A 16232-nucleotide genomic window follows, 5' to 3' on the forward strand; every position below is an offset into this window, starting at 1 on the left:
AGCGAATGCCCACCGAATGTAAGATGGGCGTGCGATACCGAAAATTTTGCGCGCGAATTATACCAAACTTCAAATCAGTTTACAGCAATCAAAACTTCAGAGCTCTTGGCAACAAACTGTCGTAACTCATTGTAATTCAGAGTTTTGATAAAAATTGATAGGTGGACCGATCGGTCATTTATACAGGCTGGGTTGTTTGTTGGGGCGTCGCTTAAAGCGCTTGTATTCCCATTGGTACTGTTTTGGGTCCCGCAGGATGATGTTCTCCACACAGCGATTCATGGCGGCAGCTGAGGTTTCGATATCGGATGTGTAGAACGCGGCATCCACCGGCTCATAGAAGACGTGAAAGGTTTTTCCATCCGGATTGCGTTGACAACCAAAACCGATGGCAACGGAGTCAGTGTCATTGCTCAGCTTACTGACCAGCTTGGGGGTCAGGGCGGTGACGCCAAAGAAAGGTACCCAAACACCGGTTTTGATCTCAGGCTCCTGGTCGGGCAGCACGCCGGTCGCCTTGCCTTGGGGAAGCGCTTTGTAAAGCGCCAATACACCGCGTCGGTCCGCAGCAACCATTTGAGTATTCTGCGACCGAGCCTTATGGATTAATTTATCCAAAGCGGCGGATTCAGCCGGCTTGTACATGGCAAGCAGATCACACTTCTTGGCCATATAGTAATTCGCCAGTTCCCAATTGCCGAAATGTGGCACGATAAACACAACACCTTTACCTACCGCTTGGGCCTCGACCAGCAGCTGTTCGTTCTCCGCATGGGTTATGTAAGACAACATGCGATCACTGGTTTGTGACCAGGCTGCAGCCACTTCCAAAGCAGTTCGCAAGGTTTCCCGCAGGGATGCTTTGGCAAGGCTTGTTCGTTCCGCTGCGTCCATGTCTGGGAAGCAAAGCTCAAGATTTTTCAGTGTGACGTTGCGCGGGCCGGGGGCGATGTACCAGGCCAGGTAACCCAGCATGTCACCGATCAGGCCCAGGGTAGGGAGGGGAAGCTTCCCAATCAAGGTCAGGATACGAACAAAAACGGCCCCTTTTACATCATGGGTTTGTGACTTGCTGCTCACTGAGTAATGCGATCCATTCGGTAATGAAGCACATAGGATAGGATAAAAATCGATTTCAAACTATCGTGTAAGTATAATCCGCCCTTTGAAATCAGCGCAGGAACTTTGGATATGGCAGAAATGAGTGAAGTCAGAGCCTTTTTGGGGTGTTCAACACCACCGGAATGGATAGAAGCAGCACTCAGTAATCTTCCCACGCTGCTGATTGATCACGCCCATTGCGAGAAAAAAGCAGCATCCACCGCACTGAATCTTTTGTTCCGCTATGTCGACCGGCGCAATCTACTGAACAAACTGTCACAACTTGCGAGAGAGGAGTTGCTTCACTTTGAGCAAGTGCTGGAACTCATGGAAAAACATGGTGTGACCTATGATCACCTGAGCCCGGCACGTTACGCCATGGGTTTGCGCAAGCATATTCGCCAGACCGAGCCCAACAAATTGGTTGATACCTTAATCATTGGTGCCTTTATTGAAGCCCGTTCCTGTGAGCGCTTTGAAGCATTGGTACCCCATTTGCTCAAGCTGGAAGCCACGCAGGATATTGGAAAATACTACCAGTTTCTGCTCAAATCAGAGAGCCGGCATTTCGAGGACTATCTGGATCTGGCACGCGAGTATTCATCCGAGCCCATTGATGATCGTGTGAACGCCTTCAGAGAGATTGAGCGGGAGCTGATCGAAAGCGCCGATGAGGAATTCCGTTTCCACAGCGGTATACCGGCGCAGCCCTTATTGTGAAGGAAAGCTGAAGCTCTTTAACTCCAGTTGGTCTTCATCTGCAATAAGGTACCAACCTTGGCTGTGCCAATCCCCCAGCACAATGCGTTCACAGGTCCGGCCCCCCAGATCCACCACATGACGGTCAGGCCGGTGGGTGTGTCCATGCACAAACAGCGGCGTGTTATGCTGTTTGCAGGTGTTGATTACCGCGTCCTCATTGACGTCCAGGATTTCATAGGTTTTGTCTTTGGCATCCTCCTGGCTTTGATTTCGGGCCTGTCGACCAAAAGCAATCCGCTCTGCAATGGGCTTGGCGAGAAACGCTTTTTGCCAGTCAGGGTTGCGCACCATCGTGCGAAAATCCATATACAGCCTGTCATCCGTGCAGAGGGTGTCACCGTGCATTAACAGGCAATCCTGTTCTGCAACTCTGATGATACAGGGTTCATCAATCAACTGGGCGCCGCAAGCCCGGGCATAGTCCGGCCCCAGCAGAAAATCACGATTACCGTGCATGATAAACACCCTGCAACCGGTAGCAGAAAACTGCTTTAAGCGGGTGGATACCCGGCGGGCAGTTTCGGTCAGGGCATCATCACCCAACCAGATTTCAAACAAATCACCCAGTATAAACAGTCGCTCGGCCTTGCCTTCGAACTGATCCAGAAAATAGAAGAACGCCCGGGTGATGTCCGGGCGCTGGTCTTCCAGGTGCAAGTCGGAAATAAAGAGTGTGGTCATGCTTACTGGGTAACAACTTCCGCTGTTTCAATGATAACGGGTTCCATGGGTACATCCTGATGGAAGCCGTGGCGACCGGTTTTGACCTCTTTAATCTGGTTTACCACGTCCATGCCATCAACCACTTTGCCGAATACCGCATAACCCCAGCCCTGGGTGGACTCGGCGGAAAAGTTCAGAAAATCGTTGTCTTTGATATTAATGAAAAATTGAGCCGAAGCGGAATGCGGGTCCTGTGTGCGGGCCATGGCGATGGTGCCCAGGTCATTCTTCAGGCCGTTGTTCGCTTCGTTCTTGATCGGATCCTTGGTGGGTTTCTGTTGCATATCCTTATCGAAACCACCGCCCTGAATCATAAAGCCATCGATGACGCGATGAAAGACGGTGCCGTTGTAGTGGCCGTCGTTGACATAGCCCACAAAATTTTCCACGGTGACGGGGGCTTTTTCTTTATTCAGCTCAAGTTTGATGTCGCCCATGCTGGTGTGAAGAATTACCAAGATTGCTTCCATTTTTCTTTCCTGTTGATTGAGTAATGTATTTCAATTGGATTCTATTGATGCAGATCTTGCGCCGCGATCAACGTGTTTTCCAGCAGTGTTGCCACCGTCAGCGGGCCCACACCACCGGGTACAGGGGTGATCCAGGCAGCACGTTCGGCGGCAGGTTTGAACTCGATATCCCCTCTGAGCTTACCATCTTCGCAGCGATTAATGCCCACATCGATCACAATGGCGCCGGGTTTGACCCAGTCGCCGGGAATAAATTCAGGTTTGCCCACCGCCACCACCAGCAGATCCGCCCGTGCCACATGATCCTTCAGGTTTCGGGTGAAACGGTGGCAGGAGGTTACCGTGCACCCGGCCAGCAGCAGTTCCAGCGCCATAGGGCGGCCCACAATATTGGATGCACCCACGATTACCGCCTCCAGGCCGTGCAGTGGAACAGCGGTGGATTCAATCAGGCGCATGATACCCTTGGGTGTGCAGGGGCGCAGTAAGGGGATGCGTTGTGCAAGGCGACCCATATTGTAAGGGTGGAAACCGTCCACATCCTTGTCCGGGCGAATCGCATTAATGATCTCTTTATCATCCAGGTGGGCGGGCAGGGGAAGCTGTACCAGTATGCCATCGATTTCCGGATCCTGGTTCAGTGTCTGCACCAGATCATTGAGGGTTTGCTGGGTGGTATCCGCCGGCAAATCGAACGACTTGGAGACAAAGCCCACTTCCTCACAGGATTGACGCTTTTTGTTGACATAAACAGAGGAGGCCGGATCACTGCCCACCAGAATTACCGCCAGACCAGGAGCCCGCTTACCTTCCTGCTGGCGCTTTTCAACAGCGTGCTTGATGTCGGCTTTCAAATTGGCGGCAATGGCAGTGCCATTGATGATGTGTGCAGTCATAGGTTTGGTTCGGAATCCAGGCAAAATTGGGTTCAAATTCGGGGGTCAGTTTTCAGGCGCGGTATTGTCTCATTATAGTGGCAATGGGGTAAAGATCTGCCATCAAGGGTTTGATCTCATTGAAATTTATGAAAGTGTTTGACGCAAGCACACGGGATGTATATTATGCGGCCCTCTTCATCGGAGTGGTGGAGATTCGGGGCATAGCGCAGTCTGGTAGCGCGCCTGCTTTGGGAGCAGGATGTCGGGGGTTCGAATCCCTCTGCCCCGACCATAAAGTTCAACCAATACAGATGATTAGCAGTGTACTCGGGTTAATGCGCTCGTAGCTCAACCGGATAGAGCATCGGCCTTCTAAGCCGGCGGTTGCAGGTTCGAGTCCTGCCGGGCGCGCCAGCCTCTTCATCTGGAACATCAAAACCGGTAAAGTAGCCGGGTTTGGTAAAACGTTTTGCTGGTGGGCGTAGCTCAGTTGGTAGAGCCCCGGATTGTGATTCCGGTCGTCGTGGGTTCGAGCCCCATCGTCCACCCCATTTTCCCACGTCCTGCGCGGCAGGGTGTTAAGGGGCAAAAATCGAGACCGGTAATGTCCCGCGGATATTGCCGGTTTCTTGTTTTGAGAGTAGATAACCGAAAGGTGACTTAATTATGCAAGTTTCCGTGGAAACCACTTCTGGACTCGGCCGCCGCCTGACTGTTGGCGTACCCGCTGACACCATTGATACCGCCGTTGATCAAAAACTGAAGGATGCCGCCAAGCAGGTGCGAATTGATGGTTTCCGTCCTGGAAAAGTGCCCCTTAAAGAGGTGCGTCGTCGCTTTGGCAAATCCATTCGCGAAGAAGTCATCGGCGAAGTGGTCAGCAACTCATTTTATGACGCCGTCACCAAAGAATCCCTGAGCCCCGCTGGCTACCCCTCCATCGAAAGAACCAAAGACCAGCCCGGTCAGGATCTGGAGTTTGTGGCAACTTTCGAGGTTTATCCCGAGGTCACCGTGCAGGGGCTGGATAACATCTCTGTGGTGCGTCCGGTTGCTGAAATCAATGAAACCGACATTGATAATATGATCGAGCGCTTGCGGGAGCAAAGAGCAGCCTTTGAAGAAGTCGATCGTGCGGCAGAGCAGGGTGATCAGGTTAATATTAATTTTCTCGGCACCAAAGACGGTGAAGCGTTCGAAGGCGGCACTGCTGACGGACAGAATCTGGTGCTGGGTTCCGGCCAGATGATTCCCGGTTTTGAAGACGGCATCATTGGCATGTCCAAGGGTGAAGAAAAGGTGATCGACGTTACCTTCCCGGAAGACTACCACTCTGAAGTACTGAAAGGGCAAGCCGTTCAGTTCAAGATCACCGTGAACAAGGTGGAATCTAAGACGCTGCCTGAGGTTAATGAAGAGTTCATCAAGAACTTTACCCAGAAAGCAGAAACCAGTATGGATGAGTTTCGCGCCGAAATTCGCAACAACATGGAGCGTGAACTGAAGAACGCCATCAAGAACCGCGTTAAGAAAGAGGTTATGGATGGCGTGCTGGAGAACAACGATGTTGAAGTGCCCAAGGCACTGATTGATTCTGAAATTGATCGTCAGCGTCAGCAGATGATGCAGCAATTCGGTGGCGGCCAGAACTTCGACATGAATATGCTGCCGGCTGAGCTGTTTGAAGGCCAGGCTACCCGAGCCGTTAAGCTGGCGCTGGTGTTGGGTGAGCTGATCAAAGAAAAAGAGGTGAAAGCCGATGCCGAGCGTGTGCGCAGCACCATCGAGGAAATGGCCCAGCCCTATGAGAACCCGGAGCAGGTGGTCTCCTGGTACTATGAGAATCAGCAAATGCTGCAACAGGTTGAAGCCATGGTGCTGGAAGATCAGGTGGTTGACCTGATTCTGGAGCAGGCCACGGTGGCCGAGCAGGAAATGAGTTATGAAGAAGCGGTTAAACAACCTCAGAATGAAGCTGAGTAATTTTTAATCGAAACATAAAACGCGGCCTTCGGCCGCGTTTTTTTTTGTCCAAAGCATGTGATCCTTTTGATATTGGCGCTATAGTAAATAAAAGCGAGCCAAGGTATTGAAATGCTTTATAAAGGCCGCATCTACATGAAGATGCGGGGCTTTTATTACAAGACCATCAACAATGTTTGAATTGTAAGGATCATCACATGTCTCACCGCTATGAAGAGTTGATAGACCGTAACCCCATTTTGAATACCGGCCTTGTGCCCATGGTTATCGAGCAGACTGCCCGGGGGGAGCGTTCCTTCGACATCTACTCCCGCCTGCTGAAAGAGCGCGTGATATTCATGGTGGGCCAGGTGGAAGACCATATGGCCAATCTGATCGTGGCCCAACTTCTGTTTCTGGAATCGGAAAACCCCGACAAGGACATCCACTTCTACATTAACTCACCGGGTGGTTCGGTGACTGCCGGCATGGCGATATACGATACCATGCAGTTCATCAAACCCGATGTATCCACCATGTGTGTGGGTCAGGCTTGTTCAATGGGCTCGCTGCTGCTCACGGCAGGCGCCAATGGCAAGCGTTACTGCCTGCCCAATTCCCGCGTTATGATTCACCAGCCTCTGGGCGGTTTTCAGGGGCAGGCCTCTGATATTGAGATCCACGCCAGAGAAATCATACAGATGAAAAAGCGCCTTAACGAAATTCTGGCCAGCCATACCGGGCAGCCCATTGAGAAGATTGAACTGGACACAGACCGGGATAACTTCATGAGCGCTTATGATGCAAAAGAATATGGTTTGGTTGATCAGGTGCTTGAGAAGCGATAGCTTATAAATCAATGAGTTATCGTTGCTATTTAGACTAAATGTGAAAAAGGCGGGAATCCCGGACTTGCAAAAACCGGGTTTTCGCTGCATCTTTCTATATGTGAAAGATGCAGGTCCGATGAGGTAAGTAAATGACTGACGAAAGAGACGGCAAAGGCGAGGACAGCGGAAAGCTCCTGTATTGCTCTTTTTGTGGCAAAAGCCAACACGAAGTGCGCAAGCTGATAGCCGGACCCTCTGTATTTATCTGCGACGAATGCGTTGATCTATGCAACGACATCATTCGGGAAGAAGTGCAGGAAGAAAGCAGCGACAGCACATCTGACAAGTTGCCAACGCCGTCCGAAATCAAAAACATCCTGGATGATTATGTTATTGGTCAGTCACGGGCGAAAAAGGTGCTTTCAGTTGCTGTTTATAACCACTACAAGCGCCTGCGGTCAGGATCTGCGAAATCTGCGAAGGGAAACAATGCCGAAGTAGAGTTGGGTAAGAGTAACATCCTGCTGATCGGCCCCACCGGCAGCGGGAAAACGTTGCTGGCCGAAACCCTTGCCCGCTTGCTTAATGTCCCATTCACGATTGCTGATGCGACCACATTAACCGAAGCCGGTTATGTGGGCGAGGATGTGGAAAATATTATTCAGAAGCTGCTGCAGAAATGTGACTACGATGTGGAAAAAGCACAAATGGGCATTGTCTACATCGATGAAATCGATAAGATTTCCCGTAAGTCCGACAACCCCTCCATTACCCGCGATGTTTCTGGCGAGGGCGTGCAGCAGGCACTGTTGAAGTTGATCGAAGGGACAGTAGCCTCGGTACCGCCGCAGGGTGGTCGCAAGCATCCGCAGCAGGAGTTCCTGCAGGTGGACACGTCCAATATTCTGTTTATCTGTGGCGGCGCCTTCGCCGGACTGGATAAAGTAATCAGTGATCGGTCGGAAAAGAGCGGAATTGGTTTCTCGGCCACCGTGAAAAGTAAGGATGATAAACGTACTGTGGGCGAGATGCTGAAAGTAGTTGAGCCTGAGGATCTGGTGAGGTATGGCTTGATTCCAGAGTTTGTCGGCCGTCTACCGGTGATTGCCACCCTGGAAGAGCTGGATGAGGAAGCCCTGGTACAGATTCTGACTGAGCCCAAGAACTCACTGACCAAACAATACAGTAAATTGTTTGAGTTGGATGATGTTGACCTCGACTTTCGTGAAGATGCGCTGGTGGCGGTTGCCAAGAAAGCCATGGAGCGTAAAACCGGCGCCAGGGGCTTGCGCTCCATTCTCGAGTCGGTATTGCTGGACACCATGTACGATGTACCGTCCATGAAAAACCTGGTGAAAGTCGTCATTGACGGTGCTGTTATCAAGGGCGAATCTGAGCCGCTCATGATCTATGAGAATAACGATCAGGCCAGAGCCGTCCCTGACGATTAAAGCGCAACTGATCGAGTTAGAAAGGGGCCGTAAGGCCCCTTTTTATTCAGCACAAGACGATAAGCCCTTGATAAACAGATCTGATGCCCCCATTGTATTTGAATACGAACTGTGGTCGGCACGATAATTGAATCAAGCATGATCAAACCCTATTCTGCAGCAGGTACCGTCAATGGCATTTCCCAGCGAATCTAAGCAATTTCCCCTCCTGGCGCTTCGGGACGTAGTGGTCTATCCGCACATGGTTATCCCTTTGTTTGTGGGCCGTGAAAAATCGATTAAGGCGCTGGAAGAGGCCATGGAGACGGACAAGCAAATTGTGCTTGTGGCACAGGTGAATGCTTCGGACGATGATCCGGCGCCCAGTGACCTGTACCAGGTGGGAACCATCGCCACCATTCTCCAGTTACTGAAATTACCTGATGGCACTGTCAAGGTGCTGGTTGAAGGCGCTAACCGTGCGTTCACTAAAAACGTCATTCTTGATAATGGCTATCTCAAGGCTGAAGTACGGGAAACACCATTATCCAGTGTTGATGAGCGGGAAGGTGAAGTGCTGGCCCGTTCGCTTCTTTCTCAGTTTGAGCAGTACGTAAAACTGAGCAAGAAAGTTGCCTCTGAGATTCTCACGTCGGTCAGTAATATTGAAGAGCCTGGCCGCTTATCCGATACCATCGCCGCCCATTTGGCGCTGAAGATTCAAGACAAGCAACGTATTCTCGAAATATTCGACATCCGTGAGCGAATTGATCATCTGATGGCGCTGATGGAAGGTGAGATTGATCTGCTGCAGGTCGAGAAGAGAATTCGCGGCCGTGTTAAAAAGCAGATGGAAAAGAGCCAGCGTGAGTACTACCTGAACGAACAGATGAAAGCAATCCAGAAAGAGCTTGGTGATCTGGAAGAGGGTGGTAATGAGCTTGAGGAATTTGAAAAGAAAATTGAATCCTCGGGTATGACCAAGGAAGCCAAAGAAAAAACCAAGGCTGAACTGAATAAACTGAAGATGATGTCACCCATGTCGGCGGAAGCGACGGTGGTGCGCAGCTATCTGGATTGGATGGTGAACTTGCCCTGGAAGAAAAAGAGCAAGGTTCGTCACGATCTGAAGAAAGCCAAAGAGATCCTGGATCAGGATCATTATGGTCTGGATGAAGTCAAAGAACGGATTCTTGAGTATCTTGCGGTGCAAGCGCGGGTCAATAAAATCCGCGGCCCTGTATTATGCCTGGTTGGTCCTCCCGGTGTGGGTAAGACCTCTCTGGGCCAGTCCATCGCCAAAGCCACCAACCGGAAATTTGTGCGCATGGCGTTGGGTGGTGTTCGTGACGAAGCTGAAATTCGGGGCCACCGCCGTACTTATATCGGTTCCATGCCCGGCAAGCTGGTGCAGAAGATCTCTAAAGTGGGTGTTAAAAATCCACTGTTCCTGCTCGATGAGATCGACAAAATGGGTGTGGATATGCGCGGCGATCCCGCTTCGGCACTGCTTGAAGTGCTGGACCCGGAGCAAAACAATACATTTAACGATCACTACCTTGAGGTGGATTACGATCTTTCCGACGTATTGTTTATCTGTACATCAAATTCAATGAACATCCCGGCACCTTTGCTGGATCGTATGGAAGTAATCCGCATTCCGGGATACACCGAAGATGAAAAGCTGAACATTGCGCAAAAATACCTTGTGCCGAAACAGCGCAAGATGAATGGGTTGAAAGAAGAAGAGCTTGATATGAGCGATGATTCCATTCGTCACCTCATTCGATATTACACCCGTGAGTCCGGTGTTCGTGGGCTGGAAAGGGAAATCGCAAAAGTCTGTCGCAAGCACGTGAAAGAGAACGTTTTGAGTGCCACTTTGGAACCCATTACCATTTCTCCGGAACAACTGGAAGAATACAGCGGTGTGCGTAAGTTCAATTACGGAAAGAAAGAAGACGAAGACCGTATCGGTCAGGTTACCGGCTTGGCCTGGACATCGGTGGGTGGAGAGCTGCTGACCATAGAAGCGGCCTCGGTGCCCGGCAAAGGGCGCCAGATTCGTACCGGATCCCTGGGTGATGTGATGCAGGAATCCATCCAGGCAGCGCTTACAGTGGTGCGCAGCCGCTCGCATCTTCTGGGCATATCGCCGGAGTTCCATGATAAGAATGACATCCACATTCACGTTCCCGAAGGGGCGACACCCAAAGATGGCCCCAGCGCCGGAATTGGAATGTGTACTGCTTTGGTGTCAGTGCTTACTAATATTCCCGTGCGATCCAATGTGGCAATGACCGGTGAAATTACATTACGGGGCCAGGTTCTGCCCATCGGCGGCTTAAAGGAAAAGCTGTTGGCGGCCCACCGGGGTGGCATAACCACCATCATTATTCCGAAAGAAAATGAGCGGGATCTCAAAGAAATTCCAGATAATATTAAAGAGGATCTCGATATTCATTGTGTTAAATGGATTGACGAAGTGCTTGAGCTGGCGTTGGTAAATATGCCGGAAGCGCTGCCCGAACCGGTTGAACTTGCGACCCGGGAAGACACAGAAGAAGACGATAACGATCGGCTGAGTACTCACTAAGCCGCGTTTGTTCAGGCTGGATTTTTTTCCAGCCTGAACACTTCATCCCTTGACGTGGTTATTAACTCACTATCTTTCCCAAAAAAATAAGATAAGAATGCCGGAAAAATGACTTGAAAAAAATTATTTCTCTGCAGCGAGAGAGGCGCGCTTGACAGCCCTTTTTAGCAGTTGGTATAAAGTTGCTCCGCCACAAGAGACGGGGCCTCAGACGGTCCTAAGGCCGAACGTTTTCACCAAAATAGAGCCAAGATTCTTGGTCAAATCCGCAGACATTATTCTTTTAAAAGGGGAGTCTTGTGAACAAATCTGAATTGATCGACGCTATTGCCGCTTCTGCCGATATTCCTAAAGCTCAAGCTGGTCGTGCACTGGACGCTGTAATTGATACCGTAACCGGTGCGCTGCAGCAAAATGATCAGGTAGTTCTTGTTGGTTTCGGCACCTTTGCCGTTAAAGACCGAGCTGCACGCAGTGGACGTAATCCTCAGACTGGTCAGCCGATTGAAATTCCAGCGGCAAAAATTCCTACTTTCAAACCAGGTAAAGCGCTCAAGGATGCTGTCAACGGCTGATGAGCGTGTCCGGCTGTTGGAAAAGTAGTCAGGAAGAATCACAATAACAACGATTAAATGGACCAGGCAAGGTCACCCAGAGCATTTCAGTTTGGCTAATTTTTACGCTAAATTATTTAATTGTTTACAGGTCAATGGAGCGGTAGTTCAGTTGGTTAGAATACCGGCCTGTCACGCCGGGGGTCGCGGGTTCGAGTCCCGTCCGCTCCGCCATTATCAAAGTAGTCCTTTTTCTGTGGTTGTTGCCTGAAGTTAAGATTGAAGAGAAGCGCATCTATGATACGCTTCTCTTTTTATTTTCAGGGAACCCCTTTTGGAGCTAAAAGATCATGCAGCAGTTTCGTAATTTGCTGAAAGGATGGTTGGGTAAGCTTTTGCTTGTCATCTTCATCCTGCCATTCGCATTCTTCGGAATAGAAGGCATTTTCAATTCCAGCGGCAGCCAGGATGTGGCGTTTACAGTCAATGGGGTGGAAATATCCAAAATCGAAGTGAATCGGGGCATTGAGAATCAACGTCGTAACCTGAAACAACAGATGGGCGGCAACATTGATGACTCTTTCCTGACCGATGACATGTTGCGTCCGCGCGTCGTGGAAGGCCTGATTCAGAAAGAACTCATTCGTCAGGCGTCAGAGAAGGAAGGCCTGGCGGTATCCAGCAATCTGGTGAAATCCTACGTGCGCTCATTGCCCCAGTTCCAGGATGAGTCGGGTGAATTCTCCAACGACAAATTGGAAACTCTGCTGGTGCAGGCCAACTTCAGCAAGGCACGGCTCTTTGATGCTGTGCAGGAAAGCATGGTATTGGAGCAATTGCAGTCTGGGATCGGCAAAACCGCTTTCATTACCAAGCCTGAATTGGAACATGTGGTTAAGCTCAATGACCAGAAACGGGTTGTCAGTTTCTCCACGTTAAAAGCGGCCCCGTTGAAAGACAGTATTGAGTTAACAGAAGAGGAAATCGAAGACTATTATCAGGCCAATCAACGGCAATATCGCACGGAAGAAAAGGTTAAGGTTCATTACGTGACTATAGGTCTGGATGACTTTGCTGCTGATATTAAGGTGGAAGAGGCAGACATTGTGTCTGCCTATGATGAATATGTGAAGTCACTGGATGCCCAGGAACGGCGCAGGGCATCTCATGTTCTGGTGGAGATTAATGATGATCGCTCAGAGCAGGAAGCGCTGGAACGCATAACCGAAGTGCAGGAAAAATTGCAGGCCGGGGAGTCATTCGAGGCACTGGCAAACGAATACTCTGATGATATCGCAACAGCCCCTGCAGGCGGTGATTTGGATTTTGCCGGTCGGGGCCTTTACGACGGTGCCTTCGAAGATGCTCTGTTTGCACTCCAGTCAGAAGGTGATACGTCAGATATTGTGAAGACTGAGTTCGGTTACCACCTCATCAAGTTAACCGGAATAGAAAAACCCGAGGCAGTGCCTTTCGATGAAAAGAAAGCGGAACTGGTAGCAGAGTTAAAGCAGGACCTGGCGCGGGAGAAGCTTGATGTGGCAATCGATGATATTAGCCGAAAAGCCTATGAATCAGGTGATCTGCAGATTATTTCAGAAGACTACGAATCGCCTGTTGAGACCACAGACTTTTTCACTGCCCGTGGTGGATCCGGGGTGGCGGCTGACAGTGACTTTATCGCAGCAGCTTTCTCGGATACGGTGTTGAACGAAGGTCACAACAGTGAAGTTGTTGAGCTGCCGGACAATAAAGTGGCAGTACTACGTCTGGCTGAGCATCAGCCGGCCCGTGACCAATCTCTGGAAGAGGTGCGTGCCCAGGTCAGTTCCGCGTTGCTGCAACAGAAAATGCGTCAGCTCGCTCAGGACAAAGCCGAACAGATAGTTGAGAAGCTGAAGGCCGGCTCAGAGCTTGCTGCAATTGCAGAGGAGTTTGATCTTGAGTGGAAGGAAAACGTCGAGATTACACGGCAGAGTGGAGATGTGTCGCGTTCCGTAATTTCCACAGCCTATGAGATGCCAAAGCCAACGGAATCAACCATCAGCGCGAAGAAGGTTTCGCTTCCCAGTGGGGACCAGGAAATTGTAGTGCTGAATAAAGTAATTGAAGGTGAGTTTGATCTAAGCGAAACCGAAATTATGCAGGCGAAATCATCCGCTTCACAGCAGTTTGGAAATCAGGATTTCAATAATTACGTTGCTTCGTTAAAAGACAGCGCAGAGATAGAAATGCGCTAGTGACCTCAGATATGACTGAATAGAAAAGCCGGCACTACGCCGGCTTTTCTATATGGCAAACGCCGACTCCAGCAGTTCCACTGTATATGGGTGTTGCGGCGCCTCAAATACAGATTTCGCGGGTCCATACTCAAGAGCCTTGCCCTCTTTTAGCACCAAAACATCGTGGGCTATGGTCTTAACGACCTTTAAATCGTGGCTGATGAAAATATAGGAAAACCCATGCTTGTCCTGCAAGGAGCGTAATAGATCCATGAGTTGCGCCTGAATTGATCGATCAAGGGCGGAAGTGGGCTCATCCAGCACAATGAGCTCAGGGTCAAGAATAAGGGCTCGCGCCACCGCTATTCGCTGCCGTTGACCACCTGAAAACTCATGGGGAAAACGGTGGCGCATCTCTGGGTCCAGGCCCACTTCGGCAAGCGCCTGCTTGACTCTGTCGGCCCGTTCCGCAGCGGTGCCGATATCGTGAATGACCAAACCTTCCGCGACGATTTCCTCTATGCTCATCCGCGGAGATAGGCTGCTGAAAGGATCCTGAAACACAATTTGCATCTTTTTGCGCAAAGGGCGAACCTCAGTGGAATTCAAAGGTTGCAGATCCTGATCGTTAAACAGAATTGAACCGCTGCTGCCAGTGAGTTTTAGAAGCGCCTGCACCAGCGTTGTTTTACCTGAGCCACTTTCCCCGACGATGCCAAGGGTATGCCCTCTTTTGATGGTAAAACTGATATCGTCCACAGCTTTGATGTAACCCACCGTGTGTTTGAACACGCCTTTTTTTACCGGAAACCATACCCTCAGCGAATCCACTTTCATGATCGCGGTAACGTCCTGCCGGGCGTTCACCGGTAACCCTTTGGGTTCGGCATCAAGTAATGCCCTAGTGTAAGCATGCTGTGGATTTGTAAAAAGAACTTCTGAGTCGGCCACTTCTACCAGTTTACCCCGGGTCATTACACCCACACGGTGTGCATAGCGCCGTACTACACCCAGGTCGTGGGTAATCAGCAGTACCGTCATACCCAGCTTCTGTTGCAATTCCTGCAACAGCAAAAGCACCTGCTTCTGAATGGTGACATCCAGGGCGGTGGTAGGTTCGTCGGCGATCAGAATATCCGGTTCGTTCGCCAATGCCATGGCGATCATCACACGTTGACGTTGACCACCGGACAGTTGGTGCGGGTAGGCACCCAATCGACTTGCGGGGTCTGGTATGCCCACCAAACCCAGTAGCTCAATGATTCTTGTTGTTGCCGGCTTGCCGTTGAGCCCCCGGTGAATTCGTAGAATCTCTCCGATCTGTTTCTGTACGGTGTGTAGAGGATTTAATGCTGTCAAAGGCTCCTGAAAAATCATGCCGATCCGGTTGCCTCGAATCTGCCTTAATTGAGATTCGCTTTTGTCCAGCAGATTCTCATTTTCAAATATAACGCTCCCCGAGCTGTATTCGGTGATGGATTCTGGCAGCAATTTGGTAATGGCCATGGCGGTAACTGATTTACCGGAACCGCTTTCACCAACCAGGGCAAAGGTTTCACCCTTTTTAAGGTCGAAGCTTACGTTATCGACAGCAAGATTTGATTGTTCACCCTGCCGAAAGGCTACTGATAACGACTGTACACTGAGTATGGTGTCGCTTGTCATTTTCCAATCCTGTTAATGTGCACGGGGGTCAAATGCGTCTCGAAACGCTTCACCGATAAAAACCAGCAGGGTGAGCATGATACTCAGCACAAAGAATGCGCTGATTCCCAACCAGGGTGCCTGTAAATTGGATTTCCCCTGCGACACCAGTTCGCCCAGTGAAGGGGAACCAGGAGGTAATCCGAACCCGAGAAAATCCAGTGCAGTCAATGTGGTAATGGAGCCGGTTAAAATAAAAGGCATAAAGGTGATGGTTGCAACCATGGCATTCGGCAGAATGTGCTTGTACATGATGCCGATATCGTTCAACCCCAATGCTTTAGCCGCCTTTACGTATTCCAGGTTGCGGCCGCGCAGGAACTCCGCCCTCACAACCGGAACCAACGACATCCAACTGAACAACAACATGATGCCCAGTAACCACCAGAAGTTGGGTTTAACGATGCTGGATAGGATAATGAGTAGAAACAGCGTGGGCAGGGAGGACCAGATCTCAATAAAGCGCTGGCCGAAGAGGTCGGTTTTACCGCCGTAGTATCCCTGTACTGCGCCTACCGCTATTCCAGCGACAGAGCTGAAAATAGTCAGTGCCAAACCGAATAACACGGAAATTCTGAAGCCATAAATCAACCGAGCCAATACATCCCTGCCTTGATCATCTGTGCCCAGCAGGTTTGCACGATCCGGAGGAGAGGGTGCCGGAGTCGATAAATCATAATTTATGGTGTCATAGCTAAAGCGAACAGGTGGGTAAACCATCCAGCCGTGTTCGGTGATCAGATCCACCACAAACTCGTCACGATAATCGGCTTCGGTAGGCAGATCGCCGCCAAATTCCAACTCTGAATAGGTTTTAACGATAGGAAAGTAATACTGTCCTTTGTAATTGATCAGCAAGGGTTTGTCATTGGCAATCAGCTCTGCAAACAGCGTGACAAAAAACAACAACAGAAAGAGCCAAAGCGATAGCCATCCTCGCTTGTTGGATTTGAACCGTTGGAAACGTCGCTGGTTTATAGGGGTTAAATTAAACAATGCA

General features: G+C 50.2%; 13 protein-coding genes and 4 tRNA genes. 11 read left to right on the plus strand and 6 right to left on the minus strand.

Translation table 11 applies throughout. The annotated features are described in order from the left end of the window. Nucleotides 1–174: 174 nt before the first annotated feature. Nucleotides 175–1080 carry a lysophospholipid acyltransferase family protein gene (locus tag D9N13_RS18155; protein ID WP_290592932.1) on the minus strand — a complete coding sequence of 302 codons (906 nt, stop codon included), beginning with the start codon at nucleotides 1078–1080 and terminating at the stop codon, nucleotides 175–177. A 111-nt stretch (nucleotides 1081–1191) separates the two neighbouring features. Here D9N13_RS18155 and D9N13_RS18160 point away from each other — a divergent pair, with 111 nt between their 5' ends. Next, nucleotides 1192–1821, plus strand: a complete 630-nt coding sequence (locus D9N13_RS18160; RefSeq protein ID WP_290592934.1) for a tRNA-(ms[2]io[6]A)-hydroxylase — start codon at nucleotides 1192–1194, stop codon at nucleotides 1819–1821. On the opposite strand, the gene D9N13_RS18165 is transcribed toward D9N13_RS18160, so the two are convergent. The 3 genes from D9N13_RS18165 to folD are packed head-to-tail and all read right to left on the minus strand — an operon-like array spanning nucleotide 1813 to nucleotide 3952. Further along, complete coding sequence (locus D9N13_RS18165; RefSeq protein ID WP_290592936.1) at nucleotides 1813–2544, minus strand: UDP-2,3-diacylglucosamine diphosphatase; 732 nt, start codon at nucleotides 2542–2544, stop codon at nucleotides 1813–1815. The two genes, D9N13_RS18160 and D9N13_RS18165, sit on opposite strands and share 9 nt — an antisense overlap. Nucleotides 2545–2546: 2 nt before the next feature. After that, on the minus strand, nucleotides 2547–3044 hold the full coding sequence (locus tag D9N13_RS18170; protein WP_290593117.1) for a peptidylprolyl isomerase: 498 nt from the start codon (nucleotides 3042–3044) through the stop codon (nucleotides 2547–2549). Between the two features lie 53 nt (nucleotides 3045–3097). Then, complete coding sequence (gene folD / locus D9N13_RS18175) at nucleotides 3098–3952, minus strand: bifunctional methylenetetrahydrofolate dehydrogenase/methenyltetrahydrofolate cyclohydrolase FolD (protein WP_290592938.1); 855 nt, start codon at nucleotides 3950–3952, stop codon at nucleotides 3098–3100. A gap of 197 nt (nucleotides 3953–4149) precedes the next feature. Here folD and D9N13_RS18180 point away from each other — a divergent pair. From D9N13_RS18180 to D9N13_RS18225, 10 genes are all read left to right on the plus strand, one after another. Then, nucleotides 4150–4226, plus strand: a tRNA-Pro gene (locus D9N13_RS18180). A gap of 45 nt (nucleotides 4227–4271) precedes the next feature. After that, nucleotides 4272–4348 (plus strand) — tRNA-Arg (locus D9N13_RS18185). Between the two features lie 61 nt (nucleotides 4349–4409). Continuing rightward, a tRNA-His gene (locus D9N13_RS18190) sits at nucleotides 4410–4485 on the plus strand. Nucleotides 4486–4600: 115 nt separating this feature from the next. Next, a complete protein-coding gene (gene tig / locus D9N13_RS18195) occupies nucleotides 4601–5917 on the plus strand; it encodes a trigger factor (protein WP_290592940.1) in 1317 nt (438 codons plus the stop codon). A 197-nt stretch (nucleotides 5918–6114) separates the two neighbouring features. After that, a complete protein-coding gene (gene clpP / locus D9N13_RS18200; protein ID WP_290592942.1) occupies nucleotides 6115–6744 on the plus strand; it encodes an ATP-dependent Clp endopeptidase proteolytic subunit ClpP in 630 nt (209 codons plus the stop codon). Between the two features lie 131 nt (nucleotides 6745–6875). Further along, nucleotides 6876–8177: an ATP-dependent protease ATP-binding subunit ClpX gene (clpX, locus tag D9N13_RS18205; protein WP_290592944.1), complete on the plus strand. Its 1302-nt coding sequence runs from the start codon at nucleotides 6876–6878 to the stop codon at nucleotides 8175–8177. A 172-nt stretch (nucleotides 8178–8349) separates the two neighbouring features. After that, complete coding sequence (gene lon / locus D9N13_RS18210; RefSeq protein ID WP_290592946.1) at nucleotides 8350–10752, plus strand: endopeptidase La; 2403 nt, start codon at nucleotides 8350–8352, stop codon at nucleotides 10750–10752. Between the two features lie 299 nt (nucleotides 10753–11051). Next, a complete protein-coding gene (locus D9N13_RS18215; RefSeq protein ID WP_290579152.1) occupies nucleotides 11052–11327 on the plus strand; it encodes an HU family DNA-binding protein in 276 nt (91 codons plus the stop codon). Nucleotides 11328–11463: 136 nt separating this feature from the next. Then, nucleotides 11464–11540 (plus strand) — tRNA-Asp (locus tag D9N13_RS18220). 116 nt (nucleotides 11541–11656) lie between these two features. Continuing rightward, the gene (locus D9N13_RS18225) at nucleotides 11657–13546 is read left to right on the plus strand and encodes a SurA N-terminal domain-containing protein (RefSeq protein ID WP_290592948.1); all 1890 of its coding nucleotides are present in this window, start codon (nucleotides 11657–11659) and stop codon (nucleotides 13544–13546) included. A 48-nt stretch (nucleotides 13547–13594) separates the two neighbouring features. Here the strand turns inward: D9N13_RS18225 and D9N13_RS18230 are convergent, their stop codons facing one another. Next, nucleotides 13595–15193, minus strand: coding sequence for an ABC transporter ATP-binding protein (locus tag D9N13_RS18230; RefSeq protein WP_290592950.1), 1599 nt, complete (start codon nucleotides 15191–15193; stop codon nucleotides 13595–13597). Nucleotides 15194–15205: 12 nt separating this feature from the next. Further along, complete coding sequence (locus D9N13_RS18235; RefSeq protein ID WP_290592952.1) at nucleotides 15206–16228, minus strand: ABC transporter permease; 1023 nt, start codon at nucleotides 16226–16228, stop codon at nucleotides 15206–15208. Nucleotides 16229–16232 lie beyond the last annotated feature (4 nt).

The sequence above is a fragment of the Ketobacter sp. GenoA1 genome, assembly GCF_003671475.1.
Taxonomy (GTDB): Bacteria; Pseudomonadota; Gammaproteobacteria; order Pseudomonadales; family Ketobacteraceae; genus Ketobacter.

What these genes read in the sequence shown, in the direction of transcription:
- D9N13_RS18160 (WP_290592934.1), top strand. Translation starts at nt 1,192, where the DNA reads ATGGCAGAAATGAGTGAAGTCAGAGCCTTTTTGGGGTGTTCAACACCA.
- D9N13_RS18165 (WP_290592936.1), bottom strand. Translation starts at nt 2,544, where the DNA reads ATGACCACACTCTTTATTTCCGACTTGCACCTGGAAGACCAGCGCCCG.
- folD (WP_290592938.1), bottom strand. Translation starts at nt 3,952, where the DNA reads ATGACTGCACACATCATCAATGGCACTGCCATTGCCGCCAATTTGAAA.
- tig (WP_290592940.1), top strand. Translation starts at nt 4,601, where the DNA reads ATGCAAGTTTCCGTGGAAACCACTTCTGGACTCGGCCGCCGCCTGACT.
- clpP (WP_290592942.1), top strand. Translation starts at nt 6,115, where the DNA reads ATGTCTCACCGCTATGAAGAGTTGATAGACCGTAACCCCATTTTGAAT.
- clpX (WP_290592944.1), top strand. Translation starts at nt 6,876, where the DNA reads ATGACTGACGAAAGAGACGGCAAAGGCGAGGACAGCGGAAAGCTCCTG.
- lon (WP_290592946.1), top strand. Translation starts at nt 8,350, where the DNA reads ATGGCATTTCCCAGCGAATCTAAGCAATTTCCCCTCCTGGCGCTTCGG.
- D9N13_RS18225 (WP_290592948.1), top strand. Translation starts at nt 11,657, where the DNA reads ATGCAGCAGTTTCGTAATTTGCTGAAAGGATGGTTGGGTAAGCTTTTG.
- D9N13_RS18230 (WP_290592950.1), bottom strand. Translation starts at nt 15,193, where the DNA reads ATGACAAGCGACACCATACTCAGTGTACAGTCGTTATCAGTAGCCTTT.